At 57.5% G+C, this 19,013-nt stretch carries 16 protein-coding genes; 7 read left to right on the top strand and 9 right to left on the bottom strand.

The window, feature by feature from the left end:
* Positions 1-9: 9 nt before the first annotated feature.
* Entirely contained in the window at positions 10-735 is a 726-nt protein-coding gene (queC, locus tag Pla52nx_RS28405) for a 7-cyano-7-deazaguanine synthase QueC (protein WP_231742138.1), read from the bottom strand.
* Positions 728-1,693: a 3'-5' exoribonuclease YhaM family protein gene (locus Pla52nx_RS28400; RefSeq protein WP_197454775.1), complete on the bottom strand. Its 966-nt coding sequence runs from the start codon at positions 1,691-1,693 to the stop codon at positions 728-730. The genes queC and Pla52nx_RS28400 overlap by 8 nt, the downstream gene beginning before the upstream one ends.
* A gap of 333 nt (positions 1,694-2,026) precedes the next feature.
* On the opposite strand from Pla52nx_RS28400, the gene Pla52nx_RS28395 reads away from it, so the two are divergent.
* From Pla52nx_RS28395 to ppk1, 3 genes are all read left to right on the top strand, one after another.
* Positions 2,027-2,623: a hypothetical protein gene (locus tag Pla52nx_RS28395; protein ID WP_197454774.1), complete on the top strand. Its 597-nt coding sequence runs from the start codon at positions 2,027-2,029 to the stop codon at positions 2,621-2,623.
* A 325-nt stretch (positions 2,624-2,948) separates the two neighbouring features.
* On the top strand, positions 2,949-4,022 hold the full coding sequence (locus Pla52nx_RS28390) for a c-type cytochrome domain-containing protein (protein ID WP_231742137.1): 1,074 nt from the start codon (positions 2,949-2,951) through the stop codon (positions 4,020-4,022).
* Positions 4,023-4,247: 225 nt separating this feature from the next.
* Positions 4,248-6,425 (top strand): polyphosphate kinase 1, encoded by a 2,178-nt coding sequence (ppk1, locus tag Pla52nx_RS28385; protein WP_231742218.1) that lies wholly within the window; start codon positions 4,248-4,250, stop codon positions 6,423-6,425.
* A gap of 47 nt (positions 6,426-6,472) precedes the next feature.
* On the opposite strand, the gene purB is transcribed toward ppk1, so the two are convergent.
* Positions 6,473-7,909: an adenylosuccinate lyase gene (gene purB, locus Pla52nx_RS28380; protein ID WP_146521327.1), complete on the bottom strand. Its 1,437-nt coding sequence runs from the start codon at positions 7,907-7,909 to the stop codon at positions 6,473-6,475.
* A gap of 307 nt (positions 7,910-8,216) precedes the next feature.
* Here purB and Pla52nx_RS28375 point away from each other — a divergent pair, with 307 nt between their 5' ends.
* The gene (locus Pla52nx_RS28375) at positions 8,217-10,169 is read left to right on the top strand and encodes a membrane or secreted protein (RefSeq protein WP_146521326.1); all 1,953 of its coding nucleotides are present in this window, start codon (positions 8,217-8,219) and stop codon (positions 10,167-10,169) included.
* Positions 10,170-10,171: 2 nt separating this feature from the next.
* Here Pla52nx_RS28375 and Pla52nx_RS28370 read toward each other — a convergent pair whose 3' ends face one another.
* The 4 genes from Pla52nx_RS28370 to larB form a co-directional block, all read right to left on the bottom strand.
* On the bottom strand, positions 10,172-11,173 hold the full coding sequence (locus Pla52nx_RS28370; RefSeq protein ID WP_146521325.1) for a DHH family phosphoesterase: 1,002 nt from the start codon (positions 11,171-11,173) through the stop codon (positions 10,172-10,174).
* Entirely contained in the window at positions 11,170-12,126 is a 957-nt protein-coding gene (locus Pla52nx_RS28365) for a bifunctional riboflavin kinase/FAD synthetase (protein ID WP_231742136.1), read from the bottom strand. Before Pla52nx_RS28365 ends, Pla52nx_RS28370 begins: the two co-directional genes overlap by 4 nt.
* 82 nt (positions 12,127-12,208) lie before the next feature.
* A complete protein-coding gene (locus Pla52nx_RS28360; RefSeq protein WP_146521324.1) occupies positions 12,209-13,111 on the bottom strand; it encodes an NAD(P)H-hydrate dehydratase in 903 nt (300 codons plus the stop codon).
* Positions 13,108-14,079: a nickel pincer cofactor biosynthesis protein LarB gene (gene larB, locus Pla52nx_RS28355; protein WP_342190279.1), complete on the bottom strand. Its 972-nt coding sequence runs from the start codon at positions 14,077-14,079 to the stop codon at positions 13,108-13,110. The genes Pla52nx_RS28360 and larB overlap by 4 nt, the downstream gene beginning before the upstream one ends.
* 160 nt (positions 14,080-14,239) lie before the next feature.
* Between larB and Pla52nx_RS28350 the strand changes: the two genes are divergently transcribed.
* Positions 14,240-15,460, top strand: coding sequence for an argininosuccinate synthase (locus tag Pla52nx_RS28350; RefSeq protein WP_146521323.1), 1,221 nt, complete (start codon positions 14,240-14,242; stop codon positions 15,458-15,460).
* Positions 15,461-15,479: 19 nt separating this feature from the next.
* On the opposite strand, the gene Pla52nx_RS28345 is transcribed toward Pla52nx_RS28350, so the two are convergent.
* On the bottom strand, positions 15,480-16,460 hold the full coding sequence (locus tag Pla52nx_RS28345; protein WP_231742134.1) for a DUF1559 domain-containing protein: 981 nt from the start codon (positions 16,458-16,460) through the stop codon (positions 15,480-15,482).
* Between the two features lie 69 nt (positions 16,461-16,529).
* Between Pla52nx_RS28345 and dtd the strand changes: the two genes are divergently transcribed.
* Positions 16,530-16,967, top strand: a complete 438-nt coding sequence (gene dtd / locus Pla52nx_RS28340) for a D-aminoacyl-tRNA deacylase (RefSeq protein ID WP_146521322.1) — start codon at positions 16,530-16,532, stop codon at positions 16,965-16,967.
* Between the two features lie 164 nt (positions 16,968-17,131).
* On the opposite strand, the gene Pla52nx_RS28335 is transcribed toward dtd, so the two are convergent.
* Positions 17,132-17,905 (bottom strand): metal-dependent hydrolase, encoded by a 774-nt coding sequence (locus Pla52nx_RS28335; RefSeq protein ID WP_146521321.1) that lies wholly within the window; start codon positions 17,903-17,905, stop codon positions 17,132-17,134.
* Between the two features lie 151 nt (positions 17,906-18,056).
* Here Pla52nx_RS28335 and Pla52nx_RS28330 point away from each other — a divergent pair, with 151 nt between their 5' ends.
* Complete coding sequence (locus tag Pla52nx_RS28330) at positions 18,057-18,767, top strand: CvpA family protein (protein WP_146521320.1); 711 nt, start codon at positions 18,057-18,059, stop codon at positions 18,765-18,767.
* Positions 18,768-19,013: the final 246 nt, after the last annotated feature.

Below are 19,013 nucleotides of genomic sequence, written 5' to 3'. Positions count from 1 at the left end.
TCATCCGCCTCAAAGCGACGGATCTGTCATCCCGTTTTCGGTGAATCCTTTGTTTCTCAGCAGGCATGCGTCGCAATGGCCGCACGGTTTGCCGTGCAGGTCGTTGCGATCACCAGGCAAGGGATCGTAGCAAGAGAGAGTGATGGAGTAGTCGACGCCCAGTTGCATTCCTCGGGCGATGATTTGAGCTTTGGTCAAATCGATCAGGGGAGTGTGGATCGTCAAGCGTTGTTCTCCTGCCGTGCATCGCTTGGTCGCCAAGTTGGCCATCGTCTCAAACGCCGCGATGTACTCACCACGACAGTCCGGATAGCCGCTGTAGTCCAATGCATTGACGCCGATGAAGATGTCGGAGGCGTTGAGCGTCTCGGCCAATGCCAATGCCAACGACAGAAACACGGTATTGCGTGCCGGAACATAGGTCACCGGGATGTCGCTGCCCATGTCATCGGCGGATTCTGATTTAGGAACCGCGATGGTGTCATCGGTCAGCGCCGAGCCGCCGAACTGAGCCAAGTTGATGTCGACGACTCGATGCGACGCCACTGCGTAGGACTTTGCCAAATACTCCGCGCGCTGCAGTTCGTATTGATGGCGTTGGCCATAGCGAAAGCTGATCGTATGGACATGGAATCCCATCGACTGTGCGATGGCCAGGCAGGTGACGCTGTCCAGTCCCCCGGACAGCAGGACCACTGCGGGCTGATGCGAGTTGTTTGAGTTCGTCTCAGTCACGTTTCTTCCAAAGTTTGCGTCCAATCGAGGGCGTGTAGTTGGTCCAATTGCCATCGGCGGCAACGTCGGACTCGATCACGGTGGTGTAGGAGGATAGTTTGGCGTCCAAGTTGTCGATGTGGTGCAACGCGACGGCTTCCAGTGTGACCGGTAGCTTGGGGCTGCCGAACTCCAATTGACCGTGGTGGCTGACGATCAGATGTTCCAGTTGCCGCCGCAAGCCTTCTGGAAAGGACTCGCCGTGGTTTTTTTCGCAAGCGGTGATTTTCTCACCCAGCATTTGGATGCCGATCACGATGTGTCCGACCAACTGTCCACGGTCGGTGTAGCTTATTTCGCCGCGCGAGGACAGTTCCAGCGTCTTGCCCAAATCGTGTAGGAAGGCGCCGAACACCAATAGCTCGCCGTCGAGTTGAGGGTACTGGGGCGAAATCAACAAACACAGCTCCATCAGGTCGATGGTGTGTCGAAGCAGTCCGCCCGGGTAGGCGTGGTGATTCGTGACCGCTGCGGCGGCGCAACGCAGATCGGTCATGAATACTTCGTCGGCCAAGTAGACGTCAGCGAGCCGACGCAAGTGGACGTTTTTCAGTTGCCCAAAGATCTCACGTAGTCGTTTATCCAACTGATCTGCTTGGTCGGCGTCGAAACGATCGAAGTCTGCTGTATCAATTTCGGACGGGTCCATCCGCTCGATGCTGGTCAGAATGATTTGAAGGGCACCGTTATGTACCTGTGTTCGGCCTTCGCAGTGGACGTAGTCCCCACGGTCAAAACTGTCAAAGACACGCTCGTCGGCGTTCCACAGCATGGCGACCAAGGTGCCAGAGCGATCGGCCAGTTTCAACAGAATGTATTTGCCACCTTGTCGATTGACTCGCAACTGTTTGTCTGCGGTGCGAAAGGATTGCGAGACGGCAAGTCCATCGGTGAGTTCGGTGATCGGGGTACGTGGCACGATAGGAGATCTCGGTGGGAGAGAAGCGGTAAAGGCGAGGGGATTCGAGGGTCCCAGGAAGACCATCATTTGAGATTTGGCCGGTTTTGTCGATCGGTTGAACTTTGACGCGGAGGGTGTCGGCGCGCCGACGCGGAGGGGCACAGCGATTTCGCGGCTCGGCTGGGACGATTTAGGTGGATCTGGTCACCCTCGCTGGGTCGCACTGTCGCTTTGTTTTGCTATAATCCCGTTATGGCCAATTCGATCTCATCTGCCGGGTCTAGTCCTTCGTCGATCAATCTGGTGCGCTCGTCACAGTCGTGGACTGAGGCGGACAGTGCAGCCGGGTTCGTGCTTCGCTATCTATCGCCGATGCGGCGTCAATTGGTGGAGGTCATGGGTTCGACCAAGGAAGCCGACGAGGCGCTCCGTTTGCTGCTGGCACATTTGGTGGCCGCTGGTTTTGGCGATCACCGAAAAGGGCGACTCAGGGATTTCCTGGTTCGCGGCATTCGCTCATCGGCCAAGGCGCGGCTCAAGGAAATCCCCGAGCAGCAACGAACAGCCGTGACCCTGGACGAACTGAAATTGGAATCGCCCAACTGGGTTCGTTATTGGCGAGATTGCTTGTTGGAGCGTTCGTGGCGTGCTCTGGAACGTGCGGAGCACAAAGATCCAGAAACGCCGCTTTATTCCATTCTGTGGGCGTCGACTAAGAATCCCAAGGCGAATATCGACGAGTTGGTTGTGCAAGCCAACAAGACAGCCTTGATCCAAGTCGATGCCTCAACCGTGAATCGGCTGCTGCAGCAATCCAAAGCCACATTCGCTCAACTGCTCGCCGACGAAGTCGTTGAAACGCTGGAATCGCCCACCAAGGCCGACGTTCGCAACGAGATCCAAAGTCTGGGCATGTCGGGCGCATTTGCCGGCCTAGCGACCCACTAGGCGCGGATCATTCGCGCTGGCTCACTACAGTCTTCGCAATGCGTTTGCATGAAACGGCTTGCGCGGATTGGCACGAAAACAGGCTGCGCCTATCAGCCGGCACGCGATAGCGTCCGGTTCTCACGCCTGGAATCGGGAACCGGACGCTATCGCGTGCCGGCTGATGAATCATCCGGGCGAGGGGGCCCGCGCGTACGTCAGCCTTTCCAGGCTGACGTACATTCCTGGCGGTTCGCTATCCATCGGCACTGGAAACGAATGAGGATGTCACCGACAATGGGTGCAAGCGTGTTGAGCAAATCACTCTCCCCCCCTTGGCCCACCGATGTACACACGATCCCACCTTCTGGCCTTCCATCGCGTCCTCCTGCCCGCCGTGATGGCGATGACTCTGTTCTTGTCCTTCGTTGCCCTCGTTTCCGCCCAAGAAGTCCGATCTCCGCGAGATCCGGACGGACGAATGGTGAACTTTGAGCGTGACATCGTGCCGATATTTCAAAAACATTGCCTTGAATGTCACGGCCCCAAAGAAGCCAAGAGCGATTTTCGCATCGATGAACTGGACACGGTCATGGCGTATGTCGAGCCAGGCGACGTGGAGTCGAGCGCGATGTTTGTCGAATACATGACGACGGATGATCCTGATTTGATGATGCCGCCGCCATCCAAGGGAGGACCGCTTTCTGCTGCTGAGCTGTCTTTGGTTCACCTGTGGATCGCCGAAGGCGCGAATTGGCCGGAGGGTGTGATCGTCGGAGAGCCGGGAGTGGAGGGGCATGAGGCGGTAGTGGAGCCAAAGCCCGAAGTTGCGAGGTCGGTGGTCGGACGGCTTTGGGGATTTCAGGGATACTTTCACCCCGCAGCGGTCCACTTCCCGATTGCTTTGCTGTCCCTCGGCGGTCTGTTCGTCATCGTGGGGCTCAAGTGGCCGACGCTGGGCACTCAGATACCGTTGGCCTGTTTGTTGTTGGGGGCTCCGGCCGCAATCGGCGCAACATTGATGGGTCTGTCGTTCGCCACCGAACAGGGCTACGGTTCGTGGACCAAGGTGGACTTTGACAGTGAAGTCTTCTGGCATCGCTGGAGTGGCGTGATCGTTGCCGTGTTGGCGACTGTCTTTGCGGTGATCGCCTTGATGTCGCTGAAGAAAAAGAACGATGGTCTGACTCGGGTTTGGAAGATCGGATTGGTCGTGCTGGCCGGTATGATCGGTGCCGTGGGGCACCAAGGTGGCGAGCTGAGTTACGGCAAGGATTTCTACACTCGCGCGTTCAACGTCTTGACCGGCGGTTCTTCGGAAGAAAAGGTCCCGCCCACCGAAGCAGACACCAGTGAAGCGGACGCCACCGAAGCGGACACCACTGTTGATCCCGATGCGGTACCCTCAGGCGACGCCTAAACTGCATCCACAAGAATGCGTTTTCGTTTTTTTTGCCTGATTTGTTTGACGTGATATTTTTCGCCTGGATCTGAAAGCCAAAACGCTGTGGCAAAAAAAGCTAAGACGAAGTCATCGAAAGCACCCGCTGTCGAGAAAAAACTGGTAGATGAGGCTTCCTCTGCAAAGAAATCCATTCACAAGGGAGTCGGTGAAAAACGCGCGGCGGAGAAAGAGTTCGAGGCATTGCCGGTCGATCGATTCATCAATCGAGAGCTGAGCTGGTTGGAATTTAATCAGCGGGTGTTGGAGCAAGCCGCGAACGAATCGTTGCCCATATTGGAACGAGCCAAATTCCTCGCCATCACGAGTTCTAATCTCGATGAATTCATGATGGTTCGCGTCGGTGGTCTGCGATTGCAGAAACAGCAGAACAAGTCGGTTGTCGATCCGGTCGGTTTGACCGTGACTCAGCAACTGCACTGGATCGCCAAGAAAGCACATTCGATCGTAAAACGTCAGTACCGTTTGCTGAGAGAAGATGTCCAGCCGCAACTCAGTGATTTTGGGATTCGTCATGTCGATCTGAGTCAGTGCAGTGAGAACATCGCCGATGCCGCCGAAGCTCGTTTTCACACCGACATCGTCAATGTTCTCTCGCCGCAGAGCGTCGCCATCGACTGGTCGTTTCCACTGTTGCAGGGTTTGGGACTGCAAGTTTGTGTGCGAATGGTGGCCGGTGGAACAGGCAATTTGGTTCCTGAGCATCTACGGGCAGGCCAGAAGGCCGATGAAACCGATGCGGCGGACGACGAGTGGGACTACGCCGTGATCCCGTTGGGCAAGTCCATCTCTCGCGTCGTGCCATTGCCCGGCGATCTCGATGGCTCAGAATCCGCTCACAACTATGTTTTGTTGGAAGACTTGGTGATGCATCACGCCAAGGAATTCTTTCCCGGACGTGATGTCGTGGAGTGTGTTCCCTTTCGCTTGACCCGCAATGCGGACATACAACTGCGTGAGGATGAAGCCGCTGACTTGCTCGGCGGAATGGAAGAGGTCTTGGAAGGCCGACGTTACTCGGGCGCAGTACGTTTGGAGTACAGTGCGACGGCGAGTCCTGAAATGATCGCGTTTCTCCGCGAGGCATTGAGCTTGGGCGACGATGACTTGTTCCCCATTGATGGACCGCTCGACCTGACGTACCTGTTTGCACTGCACGGACTGGATGGTTTCGAAGCGTTGCGGGATCCCAATTGGCCGGCGGTTCCCAATCCGCGGATTGATGCCGCCGAGCCGATGTTTTCGACGATCGCGGCGGGGGACCTGTTACTGGTTCATCCCTATGAACGATTCGATTCCGTCGTTCGCTTGATCGAAGAAGCCGCCGTGGACCCTGATGTGCTGGCGATCAAGCAAGTTTTGTATCGCACGAGCAAAAAGAGCCCGATTGTGGCCGCCTTGGAACGCGCCGCAGAGAACGGCAAATACGTCTCAGCCATTGTGGAGTTGAAAGCGCGATTTGACGAAGCTCGCAACATTGAGTGGGCGCGGGAAATGGAGCGTGCCGGGGTTCAAGTCATCTACGGCGTTCGCGGTTTGAAAACGCACGCAAAGGTTTGCATCATCGTGCGGCGTGAACCTCAGGGGATTGTGCGATACGTCCATTTCGGTACCGGGAACTACAACGAAGTCACGGCGAACTTGTACAGTGACGTATCACTGTTCACGTGCGACGATGTATTGGGGGCCGATGCTTCAGCGTTTTTCAACGCCGTCACAGGGGCCAGCCAGCCTCGCCAGTTGCGTGAGTTGTCTTCCGCACCCACCACGCTGCGCAATCGAGTGATGGAGTTGATCGAAGGAGAGACGGAGCGGGCCAGACAGGGACAAAAAGGGGAGATCATTGCCAAGCTCAACGCGTTGGCCGATCCCAAAGTCATTGACGCGTTGTACCGGGCCAGCCAAGCCGGTGTTCGCATCCGTCTGAACATTCGCGGCGTCTGTTGTTTGAAACCGGGCGTCGAGGGTTTGAGCGAAACGATCGAAGTCTACTCGATCGTCGACCGATTTTTAGAGCATGCCAGAGTCCTGTATTTCCGTCACGGAGGCGACGAGCAGGTCTTGATCAGCAGTGCGGATTGGATGCCCAGGAACCTGGATCGCAGAATCGAATTGCTCATACCGGTGAACGATCCGACGTGTCGTGAGCGGCTGTTGGAAACGCTGAAGACATATTTTCGCGACAACACACACTGCTGGAAAATGCAGCAGGATGGCAGCTACAAAAAACGATCAGTCAGCGGAAAAGTTGAGCGAGTGCGTTCGCAACGAGTGTTGTATGACGAGATCACCAAGGCGTTCAGGGAAGCTGAGATGAACCGCCGAACGACTTTCGAAACACATCAAGCCCAAGACTCATAAGCCGGTGCACCGGCTTCAGCCAGACCAATCCGGTACACCAGTTCAGGTCACACGTTGACTTCGACACTCAAGTCGGATTTGCCGCCGTAGCGGACTCGAATGGGGTCGACGTGTTCTGCGATGAACTGGTCGACTTGTTGTGGTGATCGACCCACGAAATCCATCGGGTCGATCTCGGTATCAAACTCGACCGCCGAGAAAGCCGCGTCGTTCTTTAATCGTTCGATCATGTCGTTGGGTTTGCCCTCCGCGTTGACCCGCTGGGCGACTTCGCGGCTGTGCACACGGATGCGTTCGTGCAGCTCTTGACGGTCACCGCCCGCCGCGACGGCTTTCATCATGATGTTTTCGGTTTCCATGTACGGCAGTTCTTTTGCCAAGTTGTACTCAATCGTCTTGGGGTAGACTTCGAAACCGCTGGCAATGTTTTGCATCAACACCAGTGAGGCGTCCACGGCCAGGAAAGCTTGTGGGATGACGAGTCGTCGATTGGCGCTGTCGTCCAGCGTGCGTTCCATCCACTGAGTCGCCGCCGTCATGGCGGGACTGCTCTGCAAGCTGATGACGTAGCGAGTCAACGCGCAGATCCGTTCGCTTCGCATCGGATTGCGTTTGTAGGGCATCGCCGAGCTGCCGATCTGATGCTTCTCGATCGGTTCTTCGATTTCCTTGCGGTTGGCCAGCAGACGAATGTCCGTGGCGATTTTGTGTAGCGATTGGCTGACGCCACTCAGCGCGTCAAGAATCTGCGAGTCGACTTTGCGAGGATAAGTCTGCCCGGTGACGGCGTAGGAATCGGAAAAGCCAAGTTTTTCGGAGACTTTTTTCTCAAGCTGCAGGACCTTTTCGTGGTCCCCGCCAAAGAGTTGCAGGAAACTGGCTTGGGTGCCCGTGGTCCCCTTGGCGCTCCGGGCCCGCAATTGTTCCAAGCGGTGTTCGATTTCGTGCAGATCCAGCACCAAATCGTAGGCCCACAGGCAGCATCGTTTGCCGACCGTCGTCGGTTGAGCGGGTTGCAGGTGCGTAAATCCGAGGCAGGGCAGGGCACGGTGCTGGGCCGCAAAGGTTCCCAGGGCGTCGATCGTGCCGGCCAATCGTCGGGCGACAAGCTCCAACGCACCACGAATCAGCACCAAATCTGCGTTGTCGGTAACGAAACAGCTCGTCGCACCCAGGTGAATGATCGGCTTGGCATCGGGGCATTGGTCGCCATAGGCTTCCACGTGCGCCATCACGTCATGGCGTCGAATTCGCTCATATTCTGCGGCGACGTCGAGGTTCAAATTCTCCCGAAATGCCTTCAATTGTTCGATCTGGGTGTCAGAAATCGGCAAACCGAGCTCTTTTTCGCTTTCCGCCAGGGCGATCCAGAGGCTTCTCCAGGTCTGGAATCGTCGCTCAGGGCCCCACCAATGGGCCATTTCGCGGGAGCTGTATCGCTCAATGAGGGGGTTTTGGTAAGGAGTGGATTCAAAGTCGGACATGGGCTGTCATTCGAGGCGGCGTTTCGGGGTCGAATCGAGTGCGATAACATACAGCCTGAGTTTGGTTGGGCAATTCGGCCTATTTGACAAGCTGTGCTTGACGGTAGATCTTGCCTGATCCCACTAATGGGTCTCACTTCCCCAGAGGCCAATCCAGACCGGACTTGGAATGCCTTTTTTCAACCATCCGACGCTTGAGTGTTGGTTGTTGCCGAAAAGTAAATTTATGCCATCACAATACAAATTGACGTCGTCATCTGAAATCCCCTCCTGCGCTCGCCCGGAGCGTTCACGCCGAGCAACGAGGTTGTCTCGTGCCAGAGGGATCGTTGCCTCCTGGATTGTCTGCCTGATCGGGCTCGGTCTTGGGGCGGAGTCAGCAACTGGCCAGGACGGTACGCAGCAGGCCGACGCGCAGGTCGCGTACATCGATGCAGTCGACTTGTTGCCCGAATCGACGGCAGGCATCGTGCGTGTGCCCAATCTGCCGACCTTCTGTGACGCATGGAAAAAGACTCAGTTCGGGAAACTGGTTGACGATGAAGCGATGCAGCCTTTCATCGAAGCGCAGCGTAAGCGTGCTGAAAACTTGCTCGATGCCGTCGAAAGCCCCATCGGTCTGCGGCCCAACGATCTCTACGACATCGCGTCCGGTGAAGTCGCCTTTGCGTGGTTGCCGTTTGATCAAGACAAGCGTCGTCCCTACGCTGCGTGCGTGATCGCTGACGTGCGCGGAAAAGACCAGGAAGTCGCAGCGGCGGTGGAAAAGATTGATCGCGATCTGAAAGCCGGTGATGCGGTTCGCAAGGACGTCCAGTACGGCGGCGAAGTCATCCGCGTGTACACGACCAAGCCCAAGCCTGGGCAACTCAAAGTCGATCAAGTCGCGTTATCATGGAACAAAACACGCATCATTGCTGCAGACCGCGACACGGTTGTGCAAAACGTGCTCGACGTGGTAGCCGGGAAATCCACCGTGAAGCCGCTTTCGCAATTGCCCGATTATCAGAAGGTACTGGAGCAATCCCAAGCAGCGATCGAAAAGACAGATGACAAGACCGGTGTGGTCTGCTGGGAGTGGTTCGCCCGCCCGTTCGCGATGGGACGCATTCTTCGTGAGGTCTTTGAGTACGATCGTGGCAATCAACTCGATGTGCTGGCTCTACTGGAGCGACAAGGTTTTGAGGTTGTCGAAGCCATCGGTGGTGTCGGAGTCGTGGCCGGTGATCAGTTTGACATACTGCATCGCGGCTTGATCTTGGCACCGGGCGAGTTTACCAAAGCAGCGCAGATGTTGCAGATGTTCAACACACCCTACGAAGAATCCCCGGGATGGATTCCAGCAACGGTCGGGTCCTTCACACGATTGAATTGGAAAATGGAGGAAGCCTTTTGGGCGTCCGAGCCAATGATCAACGACGCCGTGGATGACGAAATCTTTCGCGAAATGATTGAGGGCATCAAGAACGATCCGGAAGGACCTCAGATCGACATTGCCAAAAACTTTCTGCCGCATTTGGACGATGAGTTGATCTTCCTGACCGACAACACGGAGCCGGCCGGACCGGACTCCGATCGCATGTTGGTCGCCATGCGGTTGACCGATGCGGCGTCGGTCAAGAATGTGATTCGCAAGGCGATGGAAGTGGAGCCCGATGCGACAAAGTTGGACGTGGCTGAATTGGATGTTTGGCAAGTCCAGCGTGATTCGTCTGACGAGGACTTGGATGTCGATCTGGAGCTGGCAGAGTTTGGGTTGGGCGAAGACTTTGACGATGAAGATGCTGCTCCGTTGTTGAACCACTGGGCCATCGGCGTGGCCGAACCGAAGGCCGCTGACGGCTCGGCTTACCTCCTATTTTCCAGTCATTCCGACTTCCTCGTCGACGTCGCTCAGCGTATCGCCGCGGGCAAAGCTGATGGCATGTGGAAACAGGCTGACGTGGAGGAAGTCTCGCAGGAGAAGAAAAAGCTTGGGGTCAACGAAATCGCTTTGGATCGCATCACACGCACTCGGATCGCCTTCCGTTCTCGATGGGAGTTGCTCCGCACCAATCAATTGCAGGAAGGCGACTCGATGTTGGCGAAGCTGTTGCAGCGAATGGACGAAGCCGCCGATGCGGACGGCAACAAAGGTGAGCCAATCGATTGGAGCACGTTGCCGCCGCTGGCAAAGATTGAAAAGTACTTGCGCAACGGTGGCAGTTTCTGGGAAAAGACCGCTGACGGCTGGACGCTCACGGGCTTTGTCTTGAAGTAACCTCAGCCTTCCTGCTGCATCGCTTTCTCGACTGCTGCGATCACGACCGGCAACACGCGAGCTTTGACATCCGCCAGCGTGCCTTCTTGAAAGGCACCCGCGGCGGCTTTGTGTCCACCGCCACCGAACTGCCTTGCGATCTCGTTGCAGTCCATCGCGCAGCGGCTCCTGAAACTCAGCTTGAATCCGCCTCGAATCTGGCCGACAAAGATCACGGCGGCTTTGGTGTTCTCCACCGCGAGCGTCAGGTTGATCGCGTCTTCGGTATCGCTGGGGAGTGCTCCGACGGCTTCGAAATCTTCCTTTTCGACATAGGTGTGCATCAAGGCACCGCCGACTTCGCTCTGTGTTCGTGAAAGGATCAGGCCGCGCAGTTTCAGGCGTCCCAGTGTGTCACGCTCGTAGAGATCGCCATAGATCTCGCTGGGCACAACACCGGCTTCGATCAATCGGGCAACGACACGATAGGTTTCCGGAGTCACGCTGCCGAAACGGAACCAGCCGGTGTCGGTTGCGATGGCGGCGAACAGTGCTCCGGCCATCTGCCGAGCCAACGGTACTTTCAGTGCGTCCGCGGCTTGGACGACCAAGTGCCCTGTGGCTTCGGCTTGATAATCCTTGTACATCGTCGCCCCGAGGGCGTCTTCACCGACATGGTGGTCCAGGACCATCTTGTCACACGATGCGGCGCGAATGACGTCGCCCATGTCGCCCAGTTGAGCCCACGCGCTGGTGTCCAGGATCATGATGCAGTCGGGCGAGATGTCTTCGGCCTCCACATCATCACCAAGGACTTCGATGTTGCCCGCCGGATCCAAGAATTGCAGGGCAGGCGGAGTACGGTGCGCGTTGATGATACGAACGTCCTTGCCGATCTGACGCAGCACGTAGGCCATCCCCAGTTCGCTGCCCAGAGCGTCACAGTCGGGGCGGATGTGGCTGACCAGCACAAAGGACTGATAGTGGCTGATCTGGTCGACAAAGGCTTTCCAATTGACGCTCATGAATGACTCTTTCGTAGTAGTTTTCGGACGCGGTCCACGTCCTGGTGAAGTTGCTGCGTAAGTTGCTCGCCCGATTCGAATCGGGCGACGTCACGCACTCGCGCGACGAAATCGACGTAAAGCTCGTGTCCGTACAAGTCGCCGTTGTGATCCAACAGGTGGACTTCCACTTTGCCGTTTTCGCCGCTGTCAAAGGTCGGGCTTTGGCCGACGTGAATCGCGGCGGCTTGGCGAATCAAGCCGCCGTCGATCATCGCCCAGCCTGCATAAACGCCGGGCGCGGGCACGACGACATCGATCTGATCCAAGTTCGCGGTCGGAAACCCGAGCGTTCGGCCGCGTCCGTCGCCCGCCACGACACGCCCCCGGATCCTGTGTGCATCGCCCAGCATGTCACACGCCAGGTGCACATTGCCGCGGTTCAACGCGTCGCGAATCCGCGTGCTGCTGACCAACTCGTGTCCTTTGCGAAAACCGGTGACGACCGACAATTCGATGCCGCTGCGTTGGCACAACTCGCCCAGCGTGTTGATGTCGCCCGCACGGTCCCGCCCGAAATAAAAGTTTGGGCCTTCCACGATCCCGCTGGCCCCCATGTGTTGGATGGCCAGCAGTTCAAAGAATGACTCCGCGGTCAGGCTCAGCAGTTCGCTGGTCGTTTCGCAGATAATCAACTGGTCAATCCCCAACGCGTGCATGCGTTCGGCTCGCCGTTCCAACCACGTCAACCGTGGCGGGGCCGATTCAGGACGCAGCAGCACCGCCGGGTGGGGAAACAGCGTGACGGCAACCGCCGGACATCCTCGCTTGTCCGCTTGGCGTCGCACCTCACGCAACAGCAGGGCGTGGCCGCGGTGGACGCCGTCAAAATTGCCGATGCTGATGACGCCGCCCTGCAGGACCGAGTCGACCGCCGGCGCGTTGAGGTCGGCAAGCGAAACGATGGAGGTCACTGAAATCCAGACTGCAAAGGTAAAATGAGGATGACGCTGAATGCCCGTTATGATGATTCAAATCAAGCGTCTTGGGAACCTGTCAGACGGTCGCATCCTGGGCAGAGCAGGGCAGGGCGGTCAAAATCTCCCAGCACGTCATGCCTGAGCTACCGATCGAATCAGCGGCCCGATCGCCTGCTCGTCCGTGTACCCAGACGCCCAGTCGGGACGCATCCCACGCAGAGAGCCCCTGCCCGAGCAGCGATGTGATCACGCCGGTCAGCACGTCGCCGCTGCCCGCGGTCGCCATGCCGGGGTTTCCCGTGTCGTTGGTCCAACGCAGCGGCTGCGCAGTCGCGCTGTCAAATCCCACCACCACCGTCGGGCCGCCTTTGACGACCACGACGATTCCGTGTCGCTGTGCCAGTCCCGCCGCGGCATCGATCTGCTTTTTCCGCTCCCCGGCAGGCACCCCCGTCAATCGCGACAGCTCTCCAGGATGCGGCGTCAAAACGATCGGGCCATTGATCGGGCCATTGATCGGGACTGCCGGTGAGTCCGAGTTCAACCACCCATGCTCCGCCAGAATATTGATCGCGTCCGCGTCGAGAACACGGGGAATCGATGTTTGCTGCAGCACGCGGCAAACCAATCCAACGGATCCGGCCCCGGTGGTCATGCCAGGTCCGATTCCGATCGCATCGGCACGCTGCAAGTGTTTGTTCACCTCATGGCACTCATCGAGCACGTCGAATCGTCCTTGCGGTGTGTCAGCAAGCGGCACGGTCATCACGCCCGGATGAAAGGACGCCACCGTTTCCAAACAGCGATCGGGTACCAATGCGGTGACGAGCCCCGAACCGGTTTTGAGCGCCGCAATGCTTGACAGTGAAATCGAGCCCGCCATGCCACGACTGCCGCCGATCAAGACCACACGTCCAAAGTCTCCCTTGTGGCTGTCGGTGTCACGGCTTGGAAAGAGCAGGGGAGGGCGGCTGTTCACGATTTGGACTCCTCGGCGGCGGCGTTGAGTTGTTGCCAAGTGATGCCGGCAAGATAAGCGGCTTTGAACCCCGCATCAATGTTCACCACGGCGACATTGGACGCGCACGAGCTGAGCATTCCCAGCATCGGAGTCAACCCGCCCAACGTCGCCCCGTAACCGACACTGGTGGGCACCGCAAACACAACGCATCGAACGTGTCCTCCGATCGCCGCCGGCAAAGCTCCCTCCATGCCCGCGATCACGATGATCGCCGACGCGGCACGCAGTCTGGGAACGGCTTGCAGTAATCGCTGTGGACCGGCAACTCCGATGTCCGTGATCAATGAAAATGGAACTCCCATCCAGTGCAAGGTCTCCATCGCCTCTTCGGCCACCGGCGCGTCCGTGCTGCCCGCTGTGACCACGGCAACGTGACGGGGCAGGGCAGAGACTCCGTCTGCATCCAATGATGTCTCGCTCAGTGGTGTCGCGTTCAGTGGGATGGGCCGATTCGCCGTGGCGACACCCACGCTCAGGGTTCGCGCGGTGGGATTGTGTCGGGCCAAGACTTCTTCGGCTCCTGCCGTGGGAACACTCCGCAGGACTTCGGTCGCCGTGTCGGGGTCGATTCGCGTCACCAGTGAGCTTTGCCCGGCGGTCTGCTGAGCCGAGATGATACGGATGATCAAGTCCGCCGATTTGCCTTCACCATAAATCACTTCGGCAAACCCACAGCGGGACGAACGCCCCAAATCCACTGTCGCGTTCTCCAATTGCCGTGTCGCTGAATCGCCGGTCGCTGAATCGCCGGTCGCTGAATCGCCGATTGCTGAATCGCCGATTGCTGCATCGCGCGTCCCCGCATCGCCCGTTGAGTCGATTCCCAGCCGACGGAGTGCGTCGGCCACCGACATTTGTCCCGCGGCTACTCGTCCCAAGACCAATGCCGGGTCGTCGGTTCGGGGTGGGTCAGCAGGCGATGTCACAACAGTGTCCGGCGGGGTTTTGGTCACAATTCGAAACATTCCAGCACAGAGGGCGGTTGCGGGAAACCGGGTTCGGAATTTCAATCTGGTTTAGATACAGTTGCGGATCGTGCCGCACAATTCTCCAACCTAGCGTTTCGCGTTCCCATCAGGCATCTCCATGTCCAAAAAAAGTTGCGTTCTGGCTTACTCCGGCGGTCTCGATACTTCGGTCATTCTGGGATGGCTGCAGGATCAAGGCTACGAGGTGCACGCTGTCTACGTCGACTTGGGTCAGCCTTGCGAAGACCGTGAGGCGATCATGAAAAAGGCTCGCGACGGTGGTGCCGCGTCCGCCCGGTTGATCGACGTCCGCGAAGAACTCTGTCGCGACTTTGCCTTTCCCGTACTGGCGTGGCAAGCCAAGTATGAACAGATCTATCTGCTGGGCACGTCGATCGCCCGCCCGTTGATCAGCAAGGTCTGTTTGGAAGTCGCCCGTGAAGTCGGCGCGACCGCCTACGCGCACGGCGCGACCGGCAAGGGCAACGACCAGTGCCGATTCCAGTTGGCCGCCGAAGCGCTCAATCCCAAAGTCGAGATGATCGCTCCCTGGCGCATCAAAGCATTCCGCGAAGCGTTCCCGGGACGCACCGAGTTGATCGCCTACTGCAATGAAAAAAACATTCCCGTCAAAGCGTCCACGGCCAAGCCGTACAGCAGCGACGAGAATGTGTTGCATATCAGCTACGAAGCCGGGGATCTGGAAGACCTCAACGTCAACGGCGTCGAACTGGTCGACTTTGGCATGGGTGTCAGTCCTCAAGAAGCACCCGATACGCCCGAGTCGGTGACCATTGATTTCGAATCCGGTGTGCCGGTCGCGCTCAATGGCAATAAGGTCAGCGCCTTGGAGATGGTCGAGCAACTCAACGCCATCGCCGGACGCAACGGCGTCGGCCGAATCGACATGGTCGAGAACCGCTTCGTCGGCATGAAGAGCCGCGGCGTGTACGAGTCACCTGGAATGACCGTCCTGTACGACGCGTTGATGTATGTGGAACAACTGACCATGGACCGCGACCTGATGCACTTGCGTGATCGTTTGGCCCCCGAAGTCGCCGAGATGGTTTACTACGGATTCTGGTACACGCCCAAAATGGATTCCTTAATGGCCTTTATCCGCCAAGCACAAAAGACGGTGACCGGCAGCGTGACGCTGAAACTTTACAAGGGCAACGTCATGGTCGATTCCCGCACCAGCCCGAACAGCCTCTACGACGCCGAGATCGCAACGATGGAAGGCGGCGGGTCGTACAACCAAGACGACGCCGAAGGTTTCTTGCGTATTCAAGGCTTGCCCAGCCGCGTCCAAGGAATCGTGACCCCACGCAAGTTCTGATCCGAGCATCCGTATCGCATCAGTCCAAGGTGTCGTCGGCAAGCGGCTCATTGCCGGCCGGGGTCACCAGTGCATTGAACGTTGACGCGGGCGTCCCGATGGGCAGAAAGTGTGCACGTCCATCGACGGTCGCCATCGCAACTCCACCGGGTATCCATCCGCCTGGTTCAATACCGACGGCACCCCCAACCAGTCCCTGCATCTTGCCGTAATCCATGTCGACCGGCTCTGTCCACATTCCAGAGCTGATCGTCGGTCGTCCTTCGATCACCAGGATCGTTTGTGAACCGTTGTCCTTCACGTCTTCGGGGCCAAGCGGTTTTCCTTTGGGAAACAATGTGCCTGGGCCGGTCAAGTAATAGTACGCGGGCACCATTGAGTAGCCGACCGCGTTGGTATCAGGATGCTCGTAAACACCGGGCATCTGATATGCAACCGACATGTTGGCTTCGTCACTCCACGGTTTACTGAGATCGAATTGGTCATACAGCTCAACTTCATCCAAATACGGCAGGATGAGGACACGCCAAGAGTGCAGGGGAGTGCCGTTGGCGCTCGTTGTGTAGGCGGGCGGATAAGTGCCGAATTCGTCTGCGTACGCGTTCAATGCCGTTGCGATCTCTTGCAGGTTTTTCATCGATGCTGATCGCAGTCGATTTTCCGTGAGCGCCGCGACCGTTTGGCCGCCGTAGCGGATCGCCGCAAAAACAATGCATGCCAAGATCACCACCGCCAAGCCTGCGGCCACGAACAAGCCGGTCGATTTGTTTCTCTTTGCTGTGGCGGACCTTGTGGCGCTCGCTTGAACCGCCCCCGCGTCAGTGAAATACGGGACTGTGATGTCGCCACCGCATGTCGCACATTGGCCCTTGTGACCGCTGTACCGATCGTCAACTTGCGTTTTCGTTTGACAATGGGGGCAGGTGAACAAATACGGCATGGCGAGTCGGTTGCGGTTTCGAGTAACGAATGCTTGCGGGGCGCGAAACGTGACTATCATTCTACTGGTTCGCGACCTCTGTGAGGAAAGCCCACAAGGGTCGTTCCCATTTTACGAAAGGATCTCACCTTGAAAGTCGTTTTGCAGCGAGTGACTCAGGCGAGCGTTACCGTCGACGGGACGTGCGTCGGCCAAATCGGACCAGGGTTGCTGGCGTTGGTCGGCATCGCCGAAGGTGACACGGCAGACCAAGTGCGGTGGATGGCAGAGAAAACCGCCCAACTGAGAATCTTTGAAGACGATCAGGGAAAGATGAACCGTAGCATCCTGGACACAGGCGGAGAGGTCCTGGTCGTCAGCCAATTCACGCTTCTGGGAGATTGCCGGAAAGGACGCCGACCCGCGTTCACCGGTGCTGCACATCCGGAGATCGCCAACGAACTCTATTTGCATTACGCGGATCTGCTGGCAGGGCAGGGGATTGGTGTCCAAAAAGGAGTCTTTGCCGCTGACATGAAAGTGTCACTCCTCAACGACGGTCCCGTCACCCTGATCTTGGAACGCTAGTCGGCAAACCACGTAGTCGCGTCTCTCCGAGACTCGCAATGAACCACGTCGTCACGTCTCTCCGAGACGCGGAATTCCGAGCCTCGGAGAGACGCGGCTTCGTGGATAATGAAACGCGTAGTCCCGTCTCCTTAGCGTCTCGGAGAGACGCTTCTACGTGAGCGTCACCGCGTCCAACTGTTTGGATCGTAATACGGCGGCGCCGGCTGCGCGAACTGCGGCATCGTGAATGGAGGCGGTTCTACCGGCGCCGTGTACTGTGTCGGACCAAAGATCCACGAACGTTCTTGTTCCTTTAGGCGTTTGCAGATCCCATCGTCATGCCATGCCGCGTATGACAAACCGATGACCATCAAGTAGACGAACGCATTGGCCGTCGCATTGGGGCCAAAGAACTTTAATGCCGTGCCAAATGATTTCTTTGTTCTCAATCTTCCCACACCGACTTCAACCGCCCATATCTCATCCAAAATCAAATGGATGATGAAACCCAACACCACGGCAAAACTTTTGTATGCGCGCACCGCTTCACTTTGGCTGGGCATCAACAAGTAGGCGATCAAGCCTGCCGCCGCGGCAGCAGGCAGGCTGTGCCACATGCCGCGGTGCACCGTGAACCGTTTGAAGAATTCGACCACGACGAATCGTATTCCCAAGTAGATGATCATCGCCGCCAAGGCCATCGACTCTCGCGACAATCCGTAATCACGAAATCGATCGATCATCAAGATCGGTACCACCGCGGCCGCAAACATGCTGGTCTCACGCAACGGAATTCCACCGTCGCTGTCCAAGTCGGGCAGCATTCCACTGACGGCGCACAAGCCACCGGCCAGCATGCCGTTCTCCACGGTCATGCCTTGAGTCGCTGCACCCCAGTATCCGTACGCGATACCACCAACGGTGCTGACGGTGATGTGTGTTTTGAAGTCTGCCACGCTGCGATACTAGACATTTCAGAGCGTCCGGGTCGACACGAGTCCGGCAACTTCGCTTCGCTAGCAAAACAAAATCGATCTTCGTTCGCGAAGCCGGATTCCCTAGAATCCGAAACGTTAACGCACTCACTCAGGCAACGGACGCGAAACTGTGGAAGTCTATGACATCGTGATGTTGATCATCTTGGTCGCTGCCGGGATCTTCGGTGCCGTCAAAGGGTTTGCTTGGCAGTTGGCGTCCATTGCTTCCATCCTGGTCAGCTACTTCGTCGCCTACCGTTTCCGCGAGCCCCTGAGTCAATCGATCCAAGCCGAGCCACCCTGGAATCGCTTTCTGGCGATGCTGATCCTGTTCATCGGAACCTCGCTCGTGATTTGGGTTGCATTTCGCATGGTCAGCAACTCCATCGACCGAATGAAGTTGCGGGAGTTCGATCGTCAGATCGGTGCGCTTTTTGGGCTAGCAAAAGGAGCCCTGTACTGCACCCTCGTGACACTCTTTGCTGTCACTCTGATGGGCGACGGTATCCGCAGGTCGATCGTTGCTAGCAAGAGCGGCAACTTCATAGCGAGGACACTTGATCGCACCGAATCGGTCATCCCGCCGGAGATTCATCAAGTGATCCGGCCGTACCTGGAGCGTTTTGACGAGCGGTTCCACGAATCGGGCTCCGGTGCCGGTATGGGGGCGGATTCGGGGCTTTTTTCCGGAACTCAAGAATCGTTTCCCGGTTTGCCCAACGTCACGCCCGGACAGGTCGAAGGATGGATCGATTCAGCATCCGGAATACTACCCAATGGGCAGCCTTCGTCGGCTCCCAATCCAGCACCGATCGGATTGCCGCAGACGTTGAACTTTTGATGCGGTGCGTCACAGCAAAATCGTGAGCGCTACATAAATCGCACACGCTAGCAAAGAAAGCAGGAACCACACCATCGGGCTCTTTCGAGGTGGGTATTCCACGCCGGTTTCGCCATCGAAGTTTGCCCCACAGGACTGGCAGATCATGTCCTGCAATGCTCGTGGGCCGCGCCGACCGTGCCATTTGTCATAGGCAGCGGGTTGCGAGTCTTTGGAGCCGCATGCGGGACACGGCGTGGGCTCCGG

It is taken from the genome of Stieleria varia (assembly GCF_038443385.1).
GTDB classification, from domain to species: domain Bacteria; phylum Planctomycetota; class Planctomycetia; order Pirellulales; family Pirellulaceae; genus Stieleria; species Stieleria varia.
This window is presented reverse-complemented; position numbering and strand designations above follow the sequence as displayed.